Genomic DNA, 16,270 nt, shown 5'->3' with positions numbered 1-16,270 from the left:
GATACTCATATGAGCAACAGCGATGGCGATCAATCCATCAGCCCAATTCGCCTGGGACTGATTATCAACCCGTTTGCGGGGGTCGGTGGCCCAGCCGGCCTCAAGGGCAGTGACGACCGGGAACTGGTCGAGCAGGCCCTGGCTGATGGGGCGGAGCTGCGCGCCGGCGCTCGCGCCCGGCGCCTGCTGCAGCGCTTGTTCGAGCGGGTCGGTGATAAGGTGACACTGGTCACCTGTCCGGCGGCGATGGGGCAAACGGTAGCTGAGGAATGTGGTTTTCAGGTGCAGGTGCTGCCCATGGCCAGTGCGACTCATAGCCGCGCCCGGGATACACAGTTGGCGGCCCGACTGATGTTGGCGCAACAGCCGGATTTGTTGCTGTTTGTCGGCGGTGACGGCACCGCGCGGGACATCTGTACGGTGGTGGGCGAACAGCTGCCAGTACTGGGGGTGCCGGCCGGGGTCAAGATGCACTCCGGGGTGTTCGCCATTTCGCCGGAGGCGGCAGCGGAAATCCTGCTGGCGATGATGACTGGCCAGCTGGTGGATTTACGCAGTCGTGAGGTGCGGGATATCGATGAGGCTGCCCTGCGCCGGGGGGTCGTGCAAAGCCGCTGCTTTGGCCAGATGCGGGTGCCCGAGTTCGGTCATTTTGTACAGAGCACCAAGGACGGCGGCCGCGAGGTGGAAGCGCTGGTACTGGAGGATATCGGCGCGGAAGTGCGCGAGCGAATGGTGGCCGATACGCTCTATGTGCTGGGCGCCGGGACGACTACCCGGCCGGTGATGGATGAGCTGGGGCTGCCCTCGACCCTGCTCGGTGTGGATGTGATTTGTAACGAACAGCTGCTGGCCGCGGATGTCTCGGCACCACAACTGGAAATGCTGCTGGCCCGGCACACTGGTGAAGTGGTGGTGGTGGTGTCGGTCACCGGCGGCCAGGGGGCGCTGTTTGGGCGTGGCAATCAGCAGCTGAGTCCACAGGTACTGCGGCGCGCCGGCCGGGATAACGTCTGGGTGTTGGCCACCAAAACCAAGATCAAGCAGTTGCAGGGGCGGCCATTGTTGATGGACAGCAACGATCCGCAGCTGGATCGTGACTGGTGCGGTTATATCGCGGTGATTACCGGCTACCGCGACCAGATATTGTATCCACTGGGGGCGCCGGCCGCAGCCGGGACAGCAGATCTGTGACCCCGGTGCTGGAGCGAACACGGGCGCGGCTGGCAGCGATTGCCGCGCCGGAGAGCAGTGACAGCTGCCGTCTGTTGCACGGTCGCGGGGGCTGTTATCCGGGCTTTGAGCAGGTCACCGTCGATTTTTATCATCCGATTTTACTGGCGACTTTTTTCAAGGCGTCGGCGGAGGCCGATATTGAGGCGCAGATTGTGGCGCAGCTGGCGCAGTTGGCCGAGGTTGAGGGCTTGCAGGGGGTGCTGGTGCAGCGCCGCTATCTGCCGGGGGCGCCACTGCAGTGTGCCTGGGGTGAGTTGCCGCAGCAGGTCTACGCCCGCCGGGCTGGCACGCGCTTCGCCCTGCAGTTCGGCAGCAGCCAGAATTGCGGCTTTTTTCTCGATATGGAACCGGGGCGGCGCTGGCTGGCGGCTCGCGCCGCGGGTAAAAAGGTGCTCAATTTATTTGCCTACACCTGTGCATTTTCCGTGGTGGCGCAACAGGCCGGGGCGGCGGCGGTGGTGAATGTCGATATGAGTCGTGCCGCCCTGGGTCGCGGGCGCGACAACCATCGCCTGAACGGTTTAGGCACCGACAATATCGATTTTTTGCCGCTCAATATACTCAAATCCTGGAGCCGGATTCGGCGTCCGGGCCCCTACCAGATCGCCATCATCGATCCACCGTCATTTCAGCCGGGCAGTTTTGTCGCCGAGCGGGATTACCGCAAATTGGTGCGGCGCTTGCCGGAGTTTATGCAGGCGGGAGGCGAGGTGTTGCTATGCCTGAACTCGCCGGAGCTGGGGGCGGATTTTTTACAGCAGCTGGTGCAGGAGGAGTGCCCCCGGTGCCAGTTTCTGGAGCGCCTGCCCGGCGCAGAAGATTTTCCGGATATCGATGCCCGGCGGCAATTGAAGTTGCTGAGTTTTCGGTTTCAGTGACAGGGTTTTCCCTGGATGGGCGTGCAATGCCTGCAACAAAAACGTCGCCAGCACAAATGTTCTCGCAATAAAACCGGGTGGCCGCTTCGCTAGCTAAAGTCCGGGCGGCAACCGGCACCATGCCGTCGCCGGGCAGCTTTTACCGCCGCCGCTCAGTGGTGGCGCGACTGCAGCAGCAGGTGCTGCATCACCTGGCGAATCTGTTGCGAGGCGCCGGAATTCAGGGCCTGGCGCAGTTGGTGAATGTTGGTCTGCTGGTTTTCCTGCACGGACGTGGGCAGGCTGCGGTCACTAAAGGCGTCCTCGCTGATAAAGGTGGCCCGCGCCGACAGCAGGGTAAAGGCCTTGTGGGTCAAGATGACTTGGTCCAGCCCCTCCTGACGAATGCAGTCCTGGTAGCGAATGTAACCGGACTCCGCCAGCCACAGGGCGGCGCCGAAACAGGATTGATGGCGCTGGCTGTGCAGGCCATATTCATCCGGGGTGTCGGGGCCGCTGATGTCCTCCACCAGCAACATACTTTTGCGCGGAAAGGAACGGTACAGCCACACCAGCATCTTGCCGGCGTCTTTGTAAAAGTCGTCGATATGAATGTCAGTCAGCGTTTGTTCCTCCTGTTCCGGCCATAGGCACTTCCGATCATAGGCACTGCCAAAGCGGCGCTATGGCAGTGCTTCCGGATTGCCAGCTACTGCTGGTAACGGCCGATAAACTCGGCAAATTTGGTTGTCGCGCGCTCCAGTTCGTCCACCCGCGGTAAAAACACCACCCGGAAGTGGTCCGGCTCTTTCCAGTTGAAGGCCGTGCCTTCCACCAGCAGGATTTTGTGCTGCACCAGGAAATCGAGCACCATCTGCCGGTCGTTGTGGATCTTGTGGCGGTCGAGATGAAGGCGCGGGAACAGGTAGAGTGCGCCCTTGGGTTTGACGCAACTGACCCCGGGGATGTCGTTGAATCGGCTCCAGGCCATATCCCGCTGCTCGCGCAAGCGTCCACCGGGCAGAATCAACTCATTGATGCTCTGGTAGCCACCGAGTGCGGTCTGGATGGCGAGCATGGCCGGCACATTGGCGCACAGGCGCATGGACGAGAGCATGTTGAGGCCCTCGATATAGCCCGAGGCCTGGTACTTGGCGCCACTAATGATCATCCAGCCGGAGCGAAACCCGGCCAGCCGGTAGGACTTCGACAGGCCGTTGAAAGTCACACAGAGCACATCGGTGGCGAGCCGGCCCATGGGCACAAACTCGGCGTCGTCGTAGAGGATCTTGCTGTAGATTTCATCGGCAAAAATAATCAGGTTGTGCTGCCGGGCCAGCTCCACGATTTGCTCCAGCAATGCCTGGCTGTAGACCGCCCCGGTGGGGTTGTTGGGGTTGATCAGCACGATGCCGCGAGTGCGACTGTTGATCTTCGATTTGATATCGTCCAGGTCCGGAAACCACTCGGCTTGCTCGTCACACAGGTAGTGCACGGCGGTACCGCCGGCCAGGGTCACCGCTGCGGTCCAGAGCGGGTAATCGGGGGAGGGGATAAGAATCTCGTCGCCGTTGTTGAGCAGCGCCTGCATCGACATGACGATCAGCTCACTGACGCCATTGCCAAGGTAGATATCGTCGATCTCGACATCGGGTATGCGCAGTTGCTGGCACTCTTGCATAATGGCTTTGCGTGCCGAAAACAGGCCGTGAGACTCGCAGTAACCCTGGGCATTGCGCAAGTTGGCGATCACGTCCAGAATGATTTCATCCGGTGCCTCGAAGCCGAACGGCGCCGGATTGCCGATATTGAGCTTCATGATTTTGTGGCCTTCTTCCTCCAGGCGTTGGGAGTAGTCCAGCACCGGGCCGCGAATGTCATAACAGACACCGTGGAGTTTTTCGGATTTATCAATGCGTTGCATTTACATTACCATGCGATCGAGTGGGCAAAAGTGCTGCCGCGTGCTACTTGTTGCAGGGGCCCGAAAAAACGCTGTCGCGGTTAATGACGAGGCGGCCTTGAGCAAGTAAACCAATGGGCGGCATGTTGGTCTGAATTTAAAGCAGCGCCTGCATTATTCTTTGTCGAATGTGGCAGAGGCTTCATATAACGTAAAAAGGAGCGAATTATGGCAGATCAAACACCAAAAAACGATGCCGGCAAAACGGATTTCGAGGCCGCCCTGCAGGATAACGAATACTGGCGCGACAAGCTGACCCCCGAGCAATACCATGTCTGCCGGGAAAAAGGCACCGAGCGTGCCTTTACCGGGGAGTACTGGAATACCACCACGGCGGGTCAATACCAGTGCCGCTGCTGTGGCACCCCGCTGTTTGAATCGGGCACCAAGTTCGACGCCGGCTGCGGCTGGCCCAGTTTTTACCAGCCGCTGGACGAGGCCGCGGTGGCGGAAGAAACCGATACCAGTTTTGGCATGCGGCGCACCGAGGTGATGTGCCAAAAATGCGGCTGTCATTTGGGCCACGTGTTCCCGGATGGCCCCCAGCCTACCGGCCTGCGCTATTGCATTAACTCAGCCTCGATCCTGCTCGATCCGTCCTCCGAAGACTGAGTCGGCGATGCGCAGTTTTCAGTCTGTCTATGCCACTGCGGTGCTGCACAAGGGCAGCGCTCGCGCAGTAGAGGCCGGCCTGCCCGAGGTGCGCACCAGCCAGGAGTTGTGCGAGCTCACCGATGACCGCTATTTGTCGGAGCTGAGTCGACGTATTTTTCGCGCCGGTCTGAAGCACTCCATGGTCGACGCCAAGTGGCCCGCGTTCGAACAGGCGTTTCACGGCTTTGATCCCTGGCGGGTGGCGATGCTGGCGGATGACGAACTGGAAACGCTGGCGCACAACCCGAACATTATCCGGCATTTCGGCAAGATCAAGGCGGTGCGCGCCAATGCCAGCTGGATGTTGGAAGTGAGTAAGCAACACGGCTGCTTTGGCAATTTTATCGCCGCCTGGCCGGGGGAGTCGATCGTCGAGCTGTGGCTATTGCTGAAAAAGCAGGGAGCCCAACTCGGAGGGCAGTCGGCGCCGCGGTTTTTGCGCATGGTGGGCAAGGATACCTTTCTGCTCACCGACGACGTGGTCAGTGTCCTGAAAGCGGAGGCGGTGGTCACTAAGATGCCGACTAGCAAGCGCGACCTGGCGGCGGTGCAGGCCACCTTTAATCGCTGGGCAGAGGAGTCCGGCCGCAGCCTGGCAGCCATCAGCCGAATCGTCTCCTTTACCGCCAATAGTCTGTAGTTACGCCGTTAACCCTGGTTTCACAGTTAATCATTGTTGGCTTTGCAAACCTGGTAGCGCGCCAGCGGGTTGTGATATCAACCCTGGTCCTGTTCGAGGTCGAGGCCCGATTCGCGAACCTCCGGAGAGGCCTGCAGGCGCAGCAGGGACTGGCTGATGTCGGCCAGCTGGCGGCCGTAGTGGCCGTCGCTGTTTTCCTGGCTGAGCAGTTTGTGGGCCAGGGCGTAGTGATGCACCGCGAGTTGCAGCTTGCCCTTGCTCTCGGCCCGGTGGGCGTTGAGCAGGCACTCGTCGACGGTTATCTGCAAGGCCATAATCCTGAGTTCGTTCTCGTACTGTTTCAGCAATGGCTCATCCAGCGCGCCCTTTTGCCGTTGCTGGGTGGCGAGAGTGTGCAAGTCCTGCAGCAGTGCCCTGGCCTCCCTGGCTTTTTGCAGGGAGTCGAGTGGCGTGCGGCGGCTGGCCTGGGGCGGGCGCCTGGCCGCCTCCAGGTATTCACGGTAGAGCGCCAGGTCTTCCTGGTGGGTGTTGTTGGTCTTCTCCAGTTCACACAATTGACGGCTAATGTCCACCAGGGATTGGTGCAGGAAGGTGTTCAGGCCAGTGCTGAGGAAGCCGGGGGGGAAACTGTTGAGCATACGCTTGAAATCGCGGCTGCGGGACGTCAGGGCGGTGATGATCCGCGCTCGCTGTTTGCGCTTGCGGTCCAGGGTTTGCGACACGAAGGCGTAGGCGAGGAAGGCGACTGCGAGGGCGATGATGAGCGCGATGGTGATAGTTGTCGACATTGCTATTGGTTGGTCCAAATGTTTTAGTGAGGCTCGGGCTGGTGCGGCCGAGCAACCGTTCAAACGGTATTGCTGCAGGTGGCTGTGGCTCCTTGCATACTCGCTGGCGTATTTTTGCGGTCGGCACCCACTGAGGATTTCCACGTCATATATGTCAGTATAGCCCCATCTGCAGCTATTGCCTTTATCTCCAATCCCGCACTCCTTGCAGGGCTTTGGAGGGCGCTGCCCGGCCAATTCGGGCCCCCAGCTAAGTGCTTGTTATAAAATATAAAAAAAAATAAAACTCGGTGTTGACAGAGGTGGGCTGTCTCCTTAGAATGCGCCCCGCTTCTGGAGACAACAGGTCGTCAGGAGGTCCAGGGTCCCCTTCGTCTAGAGGCCTAGGACACCGCCCTTTCACGGCGGTAACAGGGGTTCGACTCCCCTAGGGGACGCCATTGCGGGAATAGCTCAGTTGGTAGAGCACAACCTTGCCAAGGTTGGGGTCGCGAGTTCGAGTCTCGTTTCCCGCTCCAAATTATAACTGCCAGATCGGGTTTTGCCTGATCTGGCAGTTTGCGTTTAAAAAGCCGCCGGTTCTCAGTCGGGCGGGTATCGAGTTTCAGCCTTGCTATTGCTTTAGCATCCACTGTTGCCGCAGGCCTCTGCAGCCGCAACCCGTTGGTACACCAGTCGGCGCCCGATGCGGCTCAACTCGCCCGCTCGCCGGGCCGGGTTATTTTCGGCGGTTGTTATTGGGGCTCTCGCTAGTCTCAGCGCGGTAGTCTCAGTAGGAGGCGTCAAAAACCTCGATTGCGACGACAAAATCCGCTCTTGTACGTTGCATATTGCGATTCCGCAATCTATATATAAAGTATCTATCCGAACTGGCGGGGTATGCCTGGTGTGCCGCAGTCGTTCAACCGCAAAATGGACTTTGGCGCTCTCAGTATGACCCACCCCCTAAAACGTCATTATCAATACCTGCTGACCATTTGCCTGGTTGCCCTGGCCTATGTGGCCGCCGTTGGGTTAGGGCGCCTGCTCGCACTCCCCTCCGGGCTGGCATCACCATTTTGGCCGGCGGCGGGCGTTGCCTGGGCGCTATTGTTGCTCAAGGGGCGTCACTATTGGCCCGGCATCTGGTTGGGGGCATTGGTTGGCAATTGGTTGCTGGTTGACGAATCACTGCGCTTCCATTGGAGCGGCGTATTGGTGGCAACCGCTGCAACCCTGCAGGCAATATTGATAACCCTTGTAAGACAGCGCTATTTCTCGGGCTCGCTGCTCAGCTTTCCGTCGGATCGGGCCCTCTGGCTCTTCTTACTGCTGGCGGGGCCGGTAATCTGCCTGACAGGCGCCACGCTGGGACTGGCTGCACTCTACTATTCCGGAGCCATTGTCGAGGGCACACTGTTGGGTCACTGGTTGAGCTGGTGGGCGGGAGATGTACTCGGGGTACTGTTAGTTGGCCCGCTGCTGCTGATGCTGCTGCAGGGGCGGGATACCTATGCCAGCGCCAGCCTACTCAATGACACCATGGAGTTGGCGGCTGTTGCGCACTGGGCATTTGATCCGCGCAGCGGCGTTTACACTTTTAACGATCGCTTTTACGCGCTGTATGGCACCACGGTCGAGCGTGAAGGCGGTTATCAAATGTCTGCCAATACATACATCAAGCGCTTCTGCCACCCGGACGACCGGCCGCGGGTTATGGCAAACCTGGTGGCGTTTACTATTGCTGATTGCTCTGCGGAACCGGGCCAGTTCAGTCATCGGATACTGCGTCCCGACGGTGAGGCCAGGCATATGGTGGTGCGCCGGCAACTGATCAGGAATGGCGCCGGGCAGGTCAGCGCAGTACACGGTGCCAACCAGGACGTTACCGATAGAAAAGTCATTGAAGAGGCGCTGCTGGAAAGCAAGCAAAAAATCAGTGACTTTAATAAAGAGCTCGAGGCTCGGGTCGATCAGCGTACGCTTGAGTTGGAACAGCAACAAGTTTTGAATCGCTTGCTGCTGGAGAACCTGGTCGAAGCAGTTATTGCCTGCGATGAAGACGGCGATGTTTTTTTGTGCAATCAATCGGCGCGGGAGTGGTTTAACCTGGGTGACGATGAGGGCGAGGTAAACGCCGCAAAAATACTCAACCAGTTGCGGGCGCGGAGTGATTCGCGCGAGCCGCCGCAAGTGATGTTGTCCAGGGCCCTGGATGGTGAGAGCGTTAAAGGGCTGGAAGCCAGGCTTGCGGTAGCTGGCAACAAGGTTCGACAAGTTATCGCCAACGCCGCGCCCCTGGTGGATGGTTATGGCTGCCGGCGCGGGGCTGTGCTTACCATGCACGACGTTACCGAGATGCGACTATCGGAACAGGCCATGTACGAAGCGCTGGCGGTACTTGATGCCGCCGATGATGCGGCGTTTATCTTTGATCCGGATTCCCTGCAAATTACCTACGCCAATGAAGGGGCGGTCAGGCAGTTGGGTTACAGCCGGCAGGAGTTGCTGGCGATGACGCCGATGGATATAGAACCGGAGTTTGACTCGTTGGCATTTGCAAAACTGGTCGAACCCTTGTTGCAAAATCGCGGCGGCTCCCGCCATTATTCCAGCCGCAATCGCTGTAAAAATGGCTCGCTGGTGCCGGTAGAAGTCCACTTGCAGTATGTAGCCCCGGTGGGTGGCGCCCCGACTTTTATTTGCCTTGAGAGAGATATCAGTGAGCGACACCAGGCCGAGCAGGAGCTGCGACGCACGTCGGAGGAACTGCGCGCCGCTTACCAAAAAATTGATGACGAACGCAAGCGCCTGGCCGAGCGAGTCGAAGCGCGCACCCGGGAACTGAATGACACCAATCGCCAGTTGCGCGAAGCCAAAGACGAAGCCGAGCGCGCGAACCGGGCGAAATCGACTTTTCTGGCCACTATGAGCCACGAGATTCGCACGCCGATGAACGGGGTAGTGGGCATGATCGATGTGCTGGAACAAACCACGCTCAACCAGCAGCAGCGGGATATGATGCAACTGGTACGGGTGTCGGCATTGTCACTGCTGGATATCATCAATGACATCATGGATATCTCCAAGATCGAAGCCGGGGGCGTCGAGTTGGAAAGGCGCCTGTTTTGTTTGGTCGGCGTGGTGGAAAAGTCCTGCCTGATGATGGATAACCTGGCCACCGCCAAAGGCGTTGAGCTGACCATGTTTGTGGACCCCAGGCTGCCTGCGGGAATTGTCGGTGATGAAGTGCGGCTGCGGCAGATTCTGCTCAACCTGGTAAGCAACGCGGTGAAATTTTCCAGTGAGCAGGAGCACGGCAATGTCACCGTCAGGGCGAGGGCGCTATCGCAAACCGACAAGCAATTGATGTTGGAGTTGCGCGTTGCGGACAACGGCATCGGCATGGACAGTGAAACTCTGGCCGGCCTGTTTGTGGCCTACAAACAGGCGGATGGCTCAACCACCCGGCGTTTCGGCGGTACCGGTTTGGGTTTGGCTATTACCAAACACCTGGTTGATCTTATGGACGGCGATATCACGGTGCAGAGTGCGCCGGGCAGCGGCACTGTTTTCACTGTGGTCTTGCCACTGGCGATTGACGCGACAGCCGCCGAAGCTGCAGTGGAACCGCGTCTGTCGCTGGATTTGACGACTTCCTGCCTGGTGGTTGGCGGCCTCTCCAGTATGGCCGAAGACCTGGCTGCCTACCTCAATCACGCCGGTGCCACGGTGGTTCGTTGCGATGATCTGGCGGAGGCCAGCGCGCAGTTGCAGCGCTTGGGGCAAGGACAGTATATCTGTGTAATCGATACCGAAGATGAGTCCCCCCTGCCCAGTGAAGTGCGCCAGGCGCTGCGCAGGCAAAACGGGGTTGAGCTGCGCTTTGTGGTAATTGGTCGCGGTCCCCGGCGCAGCCCGCGGATCATCGAGGCGGACTATGTGGCGCTGGATGGCAATGTGTTGCGGCGCAGTGTGCTGCTGGGTGCAATAGCCTGCGTCAGCGGTCAGCCGGGGGCGGCAAATGCGGCAAGCGCAAAGCCCGCTATACCTGCCGTGGTTGCACCGGGCAGGGCTGAAGCCCTGAGCAAAGGCAGCCTGATTCTGGTGGCCGAAGACAATGAGATCAACCAAAAGGTGATTGTGCGGCAGCTGGAAATACTGGGCTATGCCGCCGATATCGCAGTCAACGGTGAGCGGGCGCTGGAATTGTGGCGCAGCGGTAATTACGCGCTGTTATTGACCGATTTGCACATGCCAGAGATGGATGGTTACCAGTTGACCAGGGTCATTCGGGCCGAGGAAAAGGTCGGGGCACATATGCCCATAATTATTCTGACCGCTGACAAAATACAGGGCAATCTCGACAAGTACATGGCACTGGGCATGGACGACTGCCTGGACAAGCCGGTGCGATTGGATGATCTGCAGGCGACGCTACAAAAATGGATGCCTGCGGAGGTGGACGAGTGCGAGCAAGCTGACACCGCCCGGGTCGAGCGGGAGCCGGCAGCGCTGCCGGTTGATATTGCCGAGTTGACGCTGTTAATAGGCGATGATTCGGATGACATTTACGAGTTTCTGCAGGATTTTTTGCGCTACGGCAGCAACGCGGTGGCGGAGATAGAGCTGGCTTACCAGCGCCAGGACATCGACAAAATCAAAGGCATAGCGCACAAGATCAAGTCATCTGCTCGAGCCGTTGGTGCTCTGCGCCTGGCGGAGTCGTTCGAGTCGATCGAGGTAATCGCCAATACCGGTAGCGCCCATAGCCTGGCGCCAGAGGTGGCCGCATGCAAGGCGGAGATGGCACGTGTGGCGACTTATATCAGGGCCCGGTAATCGGGATTGAAGGGTGTCCATCCATAAATCGCAGGTTCTGGTGGGAGCGAACCCACACAGCGGTGGAAAGTAATAAATAGTGTAAATATTCTCATCTGCGACTGGTTAGTCGTTTTGGCTGGACTACACTAATACGAGGCAAGCTGTCGCACGGCCAGGGGTAGCAGTCTGTGAAAAATATTCGGTGAAATTGCAGTCATTAGCAAAAAGGTCTGTGGCGTCTGAGGAAATGGCTGTTTGAATATATCTGTTCACAATACGGGCGATACACCCTGCAGGCGTGTGTTATTGAGCGGCTGTGGAGTGGTGGGGTTACCCAATAATTAGAGTACAGGTCTGTTAGCATGTTGATATCGGATCGCCGCATTCAGGTTGTCACATTACTGTGGCAGTTGTACAAGAGTCGGAGATTGGCACTGCAGGGTGGCGCGAGCTGGTCGCGTTGCCGGGTGCACACAAAACTGGCGATGCTGCTGTTCTCGCTGAGCGCCACCGTCTCTGCGGGTGAGTTTGACTATTCAACCCGCGACTTGCTGGATTTGAGCCTGGAAGAGTTGGCCAGCCTGGAGATCAGTTCAGTCTCCAAAAAGCCGGAAAAACTGTCTTCGGTGGCGGCCTCGGTTTTCGTTATTACCGCAGACGATATTCGCCGCAGCGGCGCGGTGAGTCTGCCTGAGGCGCTGCGCCTGGCGCCCAACCTGCAAGTGGCGCGGATCGACGCCAGTCGCTACGCTATCAGCGCCCGGGGTTTCAATTCTACCGCGGCCAATAAACTGCAAGTACTTATTGACGGTCGGATTGCCTATACGCCGCTATTTTCCGGGGTGTTCTGGGACGCGCAGGATGTGGTGCTGGCCGACGTCGAACGCATCGAAGTTGTGAGCGGGCCGGCGGCGGTGATCTGGGGCAGCAATGCTGTCAACGGTGTTATCAATGTAATCACCCGTGGGGCGGCAGCAAGCCGGGGTGATTTGCTGGTGCTGGGGGCGGGTAACCTGGAGCAGCAGTTGGTTGTGCGGCATGGCGGGGCGCTGGCCGCAGGTGGCGACTATAGGGTATATGCCAAACTGTTCAATGGCGAGGAGTCGCAATTTGCCGATGGCGCCGCTGCGGGTGATGACTGGCACCGGGCCCAGCTGGGCTTCCGGGTGGACATGGAAGTGGCAGGCCAGCTTACCTTGCAAGGCGATGTGTACGACGGCCGGGAGCAGCAGCTGGACGCGGACAACATCGAAATTCAGGGCGTCAACCTGTTGAGTCGCTGGCAATCGGAGCTTGAAAATAACTCCCGTTTGCAGCTGCAAGCCTATTACGATCACACTGAGAGGGATCAGCCTGGTGTGTTTGCCGAAACGCTGGATATTCTCGATCTGGAATTGCAACAGCAAATCGAATTGGGCGCAGCGCACGACATAGTCTGGGGCGTCAATTATCGCGCCGCCTGGGACGACGTCAGCAGCAGCCCTGTGCTGGCGTTTCTGCCGGCGCGCCGAAAGCTGGAGTGGAGCAGCCTGTTTGTTCGTGATGAAATCAGCTTGCAGGAAAACCTGAGACTCTCGCTCGGGGTTCGGTTGGAATACAACACTTACACCCACCTGGAAGTTATGCCTAATGTGCGCCTGGCCTGGGAGGTGACGGCGGACAATTTACTGTGGGCATCGGCAGCGCAGGCATTGCGCTCACCGTCGCGGCTGGACCGGGATGCGTTTGCGCCACGGGAGGACCCCCGCTTGCTGGGGGGGCCGGAGTTTGAGTCTGAGCGGCTCAACTCGGTGGAGGCCGGTTATCGCGGTTTGCTGTTACCCAATTTAACCTGTTCAGTGACCGCTTTCTATCATCAGTACGACGATATTCGCTCATTGGAACCGGTCGGCTCCGGCCAGCTGGTGTTTGCCAATGGTCTCGAGGCGGACAGCTACGGGCTGGAATTCTGGGGTGAATACCAGCCGCGTGCACACTGGCGGCTGAGCGCGGGCGGTACCTTGCTGCGGGAAGACGTGCGCATGAAAGCGGGCAGCGCGGATTTGAACGGCGGCAGGGGCGAAGTCAACGATCCTTCCCATCAGTGGTTCCTGCGCTCAAGCATGGATCTCGGTGACAACTTTCAACTCGACCTGAGCCTGCGCCATGTGGCGCAGTTGGCGACCTTCGCCGTGCCGGCCTATAACAGTTTCGACGCCAATTTTGCCTGGTACCCGACCGATGGCACCCGGGTGTCCCTGTCGATGCGCAACCTGTTTGATTCGCAGCGGCCTGAGTTTGGCAATGCAGTTATGCGCAGTGAAATAGAACGCAGCGTCTATGTACAACTATCGCAGAAATTTTAAACCGATGCTGGAGCGAATTTTATTCGCCATTTCAGCGCGCGGACGGCCGCGGCTGCTGGAGTGGTTGTTGGTGAGCTTGCTGCTGGTACCGGCCGTGACTGCAGTTGCTGCGAGTGGCACTGATGCGACCGCGGCAACGCGCCTGAAGGCGGCGTTTTTGTACAAGTTTTGCATCTACGTGGAATGGCCGGCGGCCAGCTTTGCCGATGCCAGTGCGCCGCTGGTTATCGGGGTGGCGGCCGAAAAGCGTGTCGCCGGGGAATTGGAACAGGTTGTGGTAGGGCGTCGGATTAATGGGCGCGAAGTCCAGGTGCGGCGGATCAAGTCCGGGGATGATATCGACGGCATTCATTTGTTGTTCCTGGGCCAGGCGGCCCTGGCCGCTGAGCCGGATTGGTGGAGTCGGGTACAGAACAAGCCGGTATTAGTGGTGGCCGACAGTGCGGCGGAACTGACCCCGGGTATCGGCATAAACTTTGTGCCGGAAGATGCCCGCCTGCGCTTTGATGTGGATCTGGTTGTCGCTGCCGAGCAGGGTTTGAGTATCAGTTCGCAATTGTTGCTGGTGGCCCGCCGCATCAGGAAGGTCGAGTGAAACCGAAGCGTTTTGTCACCGGATCCATTCGGCAGAAGTTGACCAAGGGGGTGATACTTATCACCCTTGCGGCGCTGTTTATTTCCGGGCTGATAAATACCTATTATGACCTGACGGACTATCGTGAACGGGTTTTGCAGGACCTCACTACCCAGGCAGACCTGATTGGCCAGGCCAGCGTTGCCACGCTGCAGTTCGATGACCCCAAGGTGGCTGGTGAGCGGCTGGCGCTGCTGACACTGCGGCCGCAAATTAAAGCGGCACGACTTTACACCCCCGGTGCAACCCTGTTCGCCGAATATACTGCCGCCGGCGTACCTGCGAATGCCGTATTTAAGTTGCCCGCCGATGGTGAATTGGAAGTGGGCAGGGAGCAGATATTGCTGCTGCAGCCAATCCTGTTTAATGGGGAGGAGGTGGGCAGTATATACATGGCGGCAGAGTATCAGTTCTTGCCGCGGCTAGTGCGCGATCTGGGCATTGTGCTCGGGGTCGCAGCGCTGGCCTTGATTGTATCGATGCTGATGTTGCGCTGGATCCAGTCGCGGGTAACCGAGCCTATACTACGCGTCACGGAATTGGCGCAGCAGGTGGTGAGGCAGCGCGATTACAGTCTGCGCGCCGAAAAAACCACAGATGATGAAACCGGATACCTGGTGGATGCTTTCAATAGTATGCTTGAGGAAATCGGTAGCCGCACCCGTGAACTGGAAAACTCCTATAGTCGTTTGTCCAGTGAAATTCAGGAGCGCCGTGATGCCGAGCAGGCGCTGCGCGACAGTGAGTTGCGTTATCGGACCCTGGTCACTACCCTGACCACCGTGGTCTGGCGGGCTAATGCCAAAGGCGAATTTATCAGCAAGCAATCCTCCTGGGAGAATTATACCGGCCAGGTGGCGGAACAATACCTGGGGCTGGAATGGCTGAACGCATTTCATCCGGACGATTTGCCCGAGCTCAAACACTATTGGAAGGTCGCCGCCGATGCGGCTCATGAATTTGAGGTTGAATTACGCTTGTGGCATGGCGAAAGCGAGGACTACCGACACGTCAGTGTGCGCGCGGTACCGCTGCTGGCGCACGAAGGTATTCCGCTGGATTGGATGGGAACTATAGAAGATGTGCACGAGCGGGTGCTGGCACAACAAGAGATCAGCCAATTGAACGCCGATCTTGAACGGCGGGTGATGGAGCGAACCCTGGAGCTGGAAAACGCCAACAAGGAACTGGAGGCCTTCAGTTACTCGGTCTCCCACGATTTGCGCTCGCCGCTGCGCTCCATCGATGGATTCGCCCTGGCACTGCTGGAAGATTATAACGACAAACTGGATAGCACCGGGCAAGATTATCTCGCCAGGGTGCGCGCGGCGGCCCAGCGCATGGGGATGCTTATTGATGACATGCTGAAATTGGCCCGTGTCACGCGCGCCGATTTCAATTCCACCAAGCTGGACTTGACCGGGATGGCGAACGAGGTCCTCCAGGATTTGCGGGACAAAGACCCGCAACGCCAACTGGATGTGCAGGTGCAGGCCGATTTGACCGCCAATGGTGATGAGCGTTTACTGCGTATTGCGCTGGAAAACCTGTTTAACAACGCCTGGAAATATACGGGCAAGTGCGAGCGCGCGCGGATTGAGTTTGGTGCCTGTAATATTGACAATGCGGGGGTGTTCTATATTAAGGACAATGGCGCCGGCTTTGACATGAACCACGCCGGGCGCTTGTTTGGCGCGTTTCAGCGCCTGCACGACGCGCGCGATTTTCCCGGTACGGGGGTGGGGTTGGCCACGGTGCAGCGTATAATTCGCCGTCACGGCGGCCACATCTGGGCTGAGGCGAAAGTGGGCCGGGGTGCAGTGTTTTATTTTACGTTATCGCCAAAGGAGAAGGCTATTGAATACTAATCCGATATTGCTTGTGGAGGATAACCCCGACGATGAAGCGTTGGCGCTGCGAGCCTTTAAAAAAAGCGGCATGACCAATGAGATAGTGGTGGCGCGTGATGGGATTGAAGCACTGGACTATCTGTTCGGAAAAGATAGCTACGCGGGGCGAAATATACAGCAGTTACCGGCGGTGATGCTGCTGGATTTGCAATTGCCGAAAATCGATGGCCTGGAAGTATTGAAGCAGTTGCGGGCCAATCCGGTGACCAAAAAATTGCCGGTAGTGATCCTGACATCCTCCAAACACGAAGAGGATTTGATCAGGGGTTACGATCTCGGCGCTAACAGCTATGTGCGCAAGCCGGTAGATTTCAACGAGTTTGTAACGGCCGTGGGTCACCTTGGAATGTACTGGCTGTTGTTGAACGAGCTGCCATATTAGCCCTCCAGGATTGGCTGGTTTCTCGAATAGCGTAAATAAGCGTGACTGATGTAGGGGA

General features: G+C 58.3%; 12 protein-coding genes and 2 tRNA genes. 11 read left to right on the top strand and 3 right to left on the bottom strand.

Annotated features, from left to right (window positions below):
- Nucleotides 1–9: 9 nt before the first annotated feature.
- Together G8764_RS03125 and G8764_RS03120 are read left to right on the top strand one after the other, a co-directional pair.
- Complete coding sequence (locus G8764_RS03125; protein ID WP_166161736.1) at nucleotides 10–1,194, top strand: ATP-NAD kinase family protein; 1,185 nt, start codon at nucleotides 10–12, stop codon at nucleotides 1,192–1,194.
- On the top strand, nucleotides 1,191–2,114 hold the full coding sequence (locus G8764_RS03120; RefSeq protein WP_166161734.1) for a class I SAM-dependent methyltransferase: 924 nt from the start codon (nucleotides 1,191–1,193) through the stop codon (nucleotides 2,112–2,114). Before G8764_RS03125 ends, G8764_RS03120 begins: the two co-directional genes overlap by 4 nt.
- A gap of 152 nt (nucleotides 2,115–2,266) precedes the next feature.
- Here the strand turns inward: G8764_RS03120 and G8764_RS03115 are convergent, their stop codons facing one another.
- Together G8764_RS03115 and G8764_RS03110 are read right to left on the bottom strand one after the other, a co-directional pair.
- Nucleotides 2,267–2,671, bottom strand: coding sequence for a hypothetical protein (locus tag G8764_RS03115; protein WP_243748534.1), 405 nt, complete (start codon nucleotides 2,669–2,671; stop codon nucleotides 2,267–2,269).
- Between the two features lie 131 nt (nucleotides 2,672–2,802).
- Nucleotides 2,803–4,017, bottom strand: coding sequence for a pyridoxal phosphate-dependent aminotransferase (locus tag G8764_RS03110; protein ID WP_166161731.1), 1,215 nt, complete (start codon nucleotides 4,015–4,017; stop codon nucleotides 2,803–2,805).
- Nucleotides 4,018–4,224: 207 nt separating this feature from the next.
- Here G8764_RS03110 and msrB point away from each other — a divergent pair, with 207 nt between their 5' ends.
- Complete coding sequence (gene msrB / locus G8764_RS03105; RefSeq protein WP_166161729.1) at nucleotides 4,225–4,668, top strand: peptide-methionine (R)-S-oxide reductase MsrB; 444 nt, start codon at nucleotides 4,225–4,227, stop codon at nucleotides 4,666–4,668.
- A 7-nt stretch (nucleotides 4,669–4,675) separates the two neighbouring features.
- On the top strand, nucleotides 4,676–5,350 hold the full coding sequence (locus tag G8764_RS03100) for a DNA-3-methyladenine glycosylase I (protein ID WP_166161727.1): 675 nt from the start codon (nucleotides 4,676–4,678) through the stop codon (nucleotides 5,348–5,350).
- A 77-nt stretch (nucleotides 5,351–5,427) separates the two neighbouring features.
- Here the strand turns inward: G8764_RS03100 and G8764_RS03095 are convergent, their stop codons facing one another.
- Nucleotides 5,428–6,138: a hypothetical protein gene (locus G8764_RS03095; RefSeq protein ID WP_166161724.1), complete on the bottom strand. Its 711-nt coding sequence runs from the start codon at nucleotides 6,136–6,138 to the stop codon at nucleotides 5,428–5,430.
- Between the two features lie 364 nt (nucleotides 6,139–6,502).
- On the opposite strand from G8764_RS03095, the gene G8764_RS03090 reads away from it, so the two are divergent.
- The 7 genes from G8764_RS03090 to G8764_RS03060 all read left to right on the top strand — a co-directional run bounded on the left by G8764_RS03090 (nucleotide 6,503) and on the right by G8764_RS03060 (nucleotide 16,212).
- Nucleotides 6,503–6,578 (top strand) — tRNA-Glu (locus tag G8764_RS03090).
- A gap of 2 nt (nucleotides 6,579–6,580) precedes the next feature.
- Nucleotides 6,581–6,656: transfer RNA gene (locus tag G8764_RS03085), tRNA-Gly, on the top strand.
- 415 nt (nucleotides 6,657–7,071) lie between these two features.
- Nucleotides 7,072–10,959, top strand: coding sequence for a PAS domain S-box protein (locus tag G8764_RS03080; RefSeq protein WP_166161722.1), 3,888 nt, complete (start codon nucleotides 7,072–7,074; stop codon nucleotides 10,957–10,959).
- A gap of 344 nt (nucleotides 10,960–11,303) precedes the next feature.
- Nucleotides 11,304–13,286: a TOL_0244 family TonB-dependent receptor gene (locus G8764_RS03075; RefSeq protein ID WP_166161720.1), complete on the top strand. Its 1,983-nt coding sequence runs from the start codon at nucleotides 11,304–11,306 to the stop codon at nucleotides 13,284–13,286.
- On the top strand, nucleotides 13,261–13,881 hold the full coding sequence (locus G8764_RS03070) for a TOL_0243 family YfiR-like periplasmic protein (protein ID WP_166161718.1): 621 nt from the start codon (nucleotides 13,261–13,263) through the stop codon (nucleotides 13,879–13,881). The genes G8764_RS03075 and G8764_RS03070 overlap by 26 nt, the downstream gene beginning before the upstream one ends.
- A complete protein-coding gene (locus G8764_RS03065; protein WP_166161716.1) occupies nucleotides 13,878–15,788 on the top strand; it encodes a sensor histidine kinase, YfiR-like protein-associated in 1,911 nt (636 codons plus the stop codon). The genes G8764_RS03070 and G8764_RS03065 overlap by 4 nt, the downstream gene beginning before the upstream one ends.
- Entirely contained in the window at nucleotides 15,778–16,212 is a 435-nt protein-coding gene (locus G8764_RS03060) for a response regulator (RefSeq protein WP_166161714.1), read from the top strand. The genes G8764_RS03065 and G8764_RS03060 overlap by 11 nt, the downstream gene beginning before the upstream one ends.
- Nucleotides 16,213–16,270: the final 58 nt, after the last annotated feature.

The organism is Pseudomaricurvus alcaniphilus, from assembly GCF_011440395.1.
GTDB classification, from domain to species: domain Bacteria; phylum Pseudomonadota; class Gammaproteobacteria; order Pseudomonadales; family Cellvibrionaceae; genus Pseudomaricurvus; species Pseudomaricurvus alcaniphilus.
This window is presented reverse-complemented; position numbering and strand designations above follow the sequence as displayed.

Excerpts from the sequence above, each read along its gene's own strand:
- G8764_RS03125 (WP_166161736.1), top strand. The coding sequence starts at position 10 with ATGAGCAACAGCGATGGCGATCAATCCATCAGCCCAATTCGCCTGGGA.
- G8764_RS03115 (WP_243748534.1), bottom strand. The coding sequence starts at position 2,671 with ATGCTGGTGTGGCTGTACCGTTCCTTTCCGCGCAAAAGTATGTTGCTG.
- G8764_RS03110 (WP_166161731.1), bottom strand. The coding sequence starts at position 4,017 with ATGCAACGCATTGATAAATCCGAAAAACTCCACGGTGTCTGTTATGAC.
- msrB (WP_166161729.1), top strand. The coding sequence starts at position 4,225 with ATGGCAGATCAAACACCAAAAAACGATGCCGGCAAAACGGATTTCGAG.
- G8764_RS03100 (WP_166161727.1), top strand. The coding sequence starts at position 4,676 with ATGCGCAGTTTTCAGTCTGTCTATGCCACTGCGGTGCTGCACAAGGGC.
- G8764_RS03095 (WP_166161724.1), bottom strand. The coding sequence starts at position 6,138 with ATGTCGACAACTATCACCATCGCGCTCATCATCGCCCTCGCAGTCGCC.
- G8764_RS03080 (WP_166161722.1), top strand. The coding sequence starts at position 7,072 with ATGACCCACCCCCTAAAACGTCATTATCAATACCTGCTGACCATTTGC.
- G8764_RS03075 (WP_166161720.1), top strand. The coding sequence starts at position 11,304 with ATGTTGATATCGGATCGCCGCATTCAGGTTGTCACATTACTGTGGCAG.
- G8764_RS03070 (WP_166161718.1), top strand. The coding sequence starts at position 13,261 with ATGTACAACTATCGCAGAAATTTTAAACCGATGCTGGAGCGAATTTTA.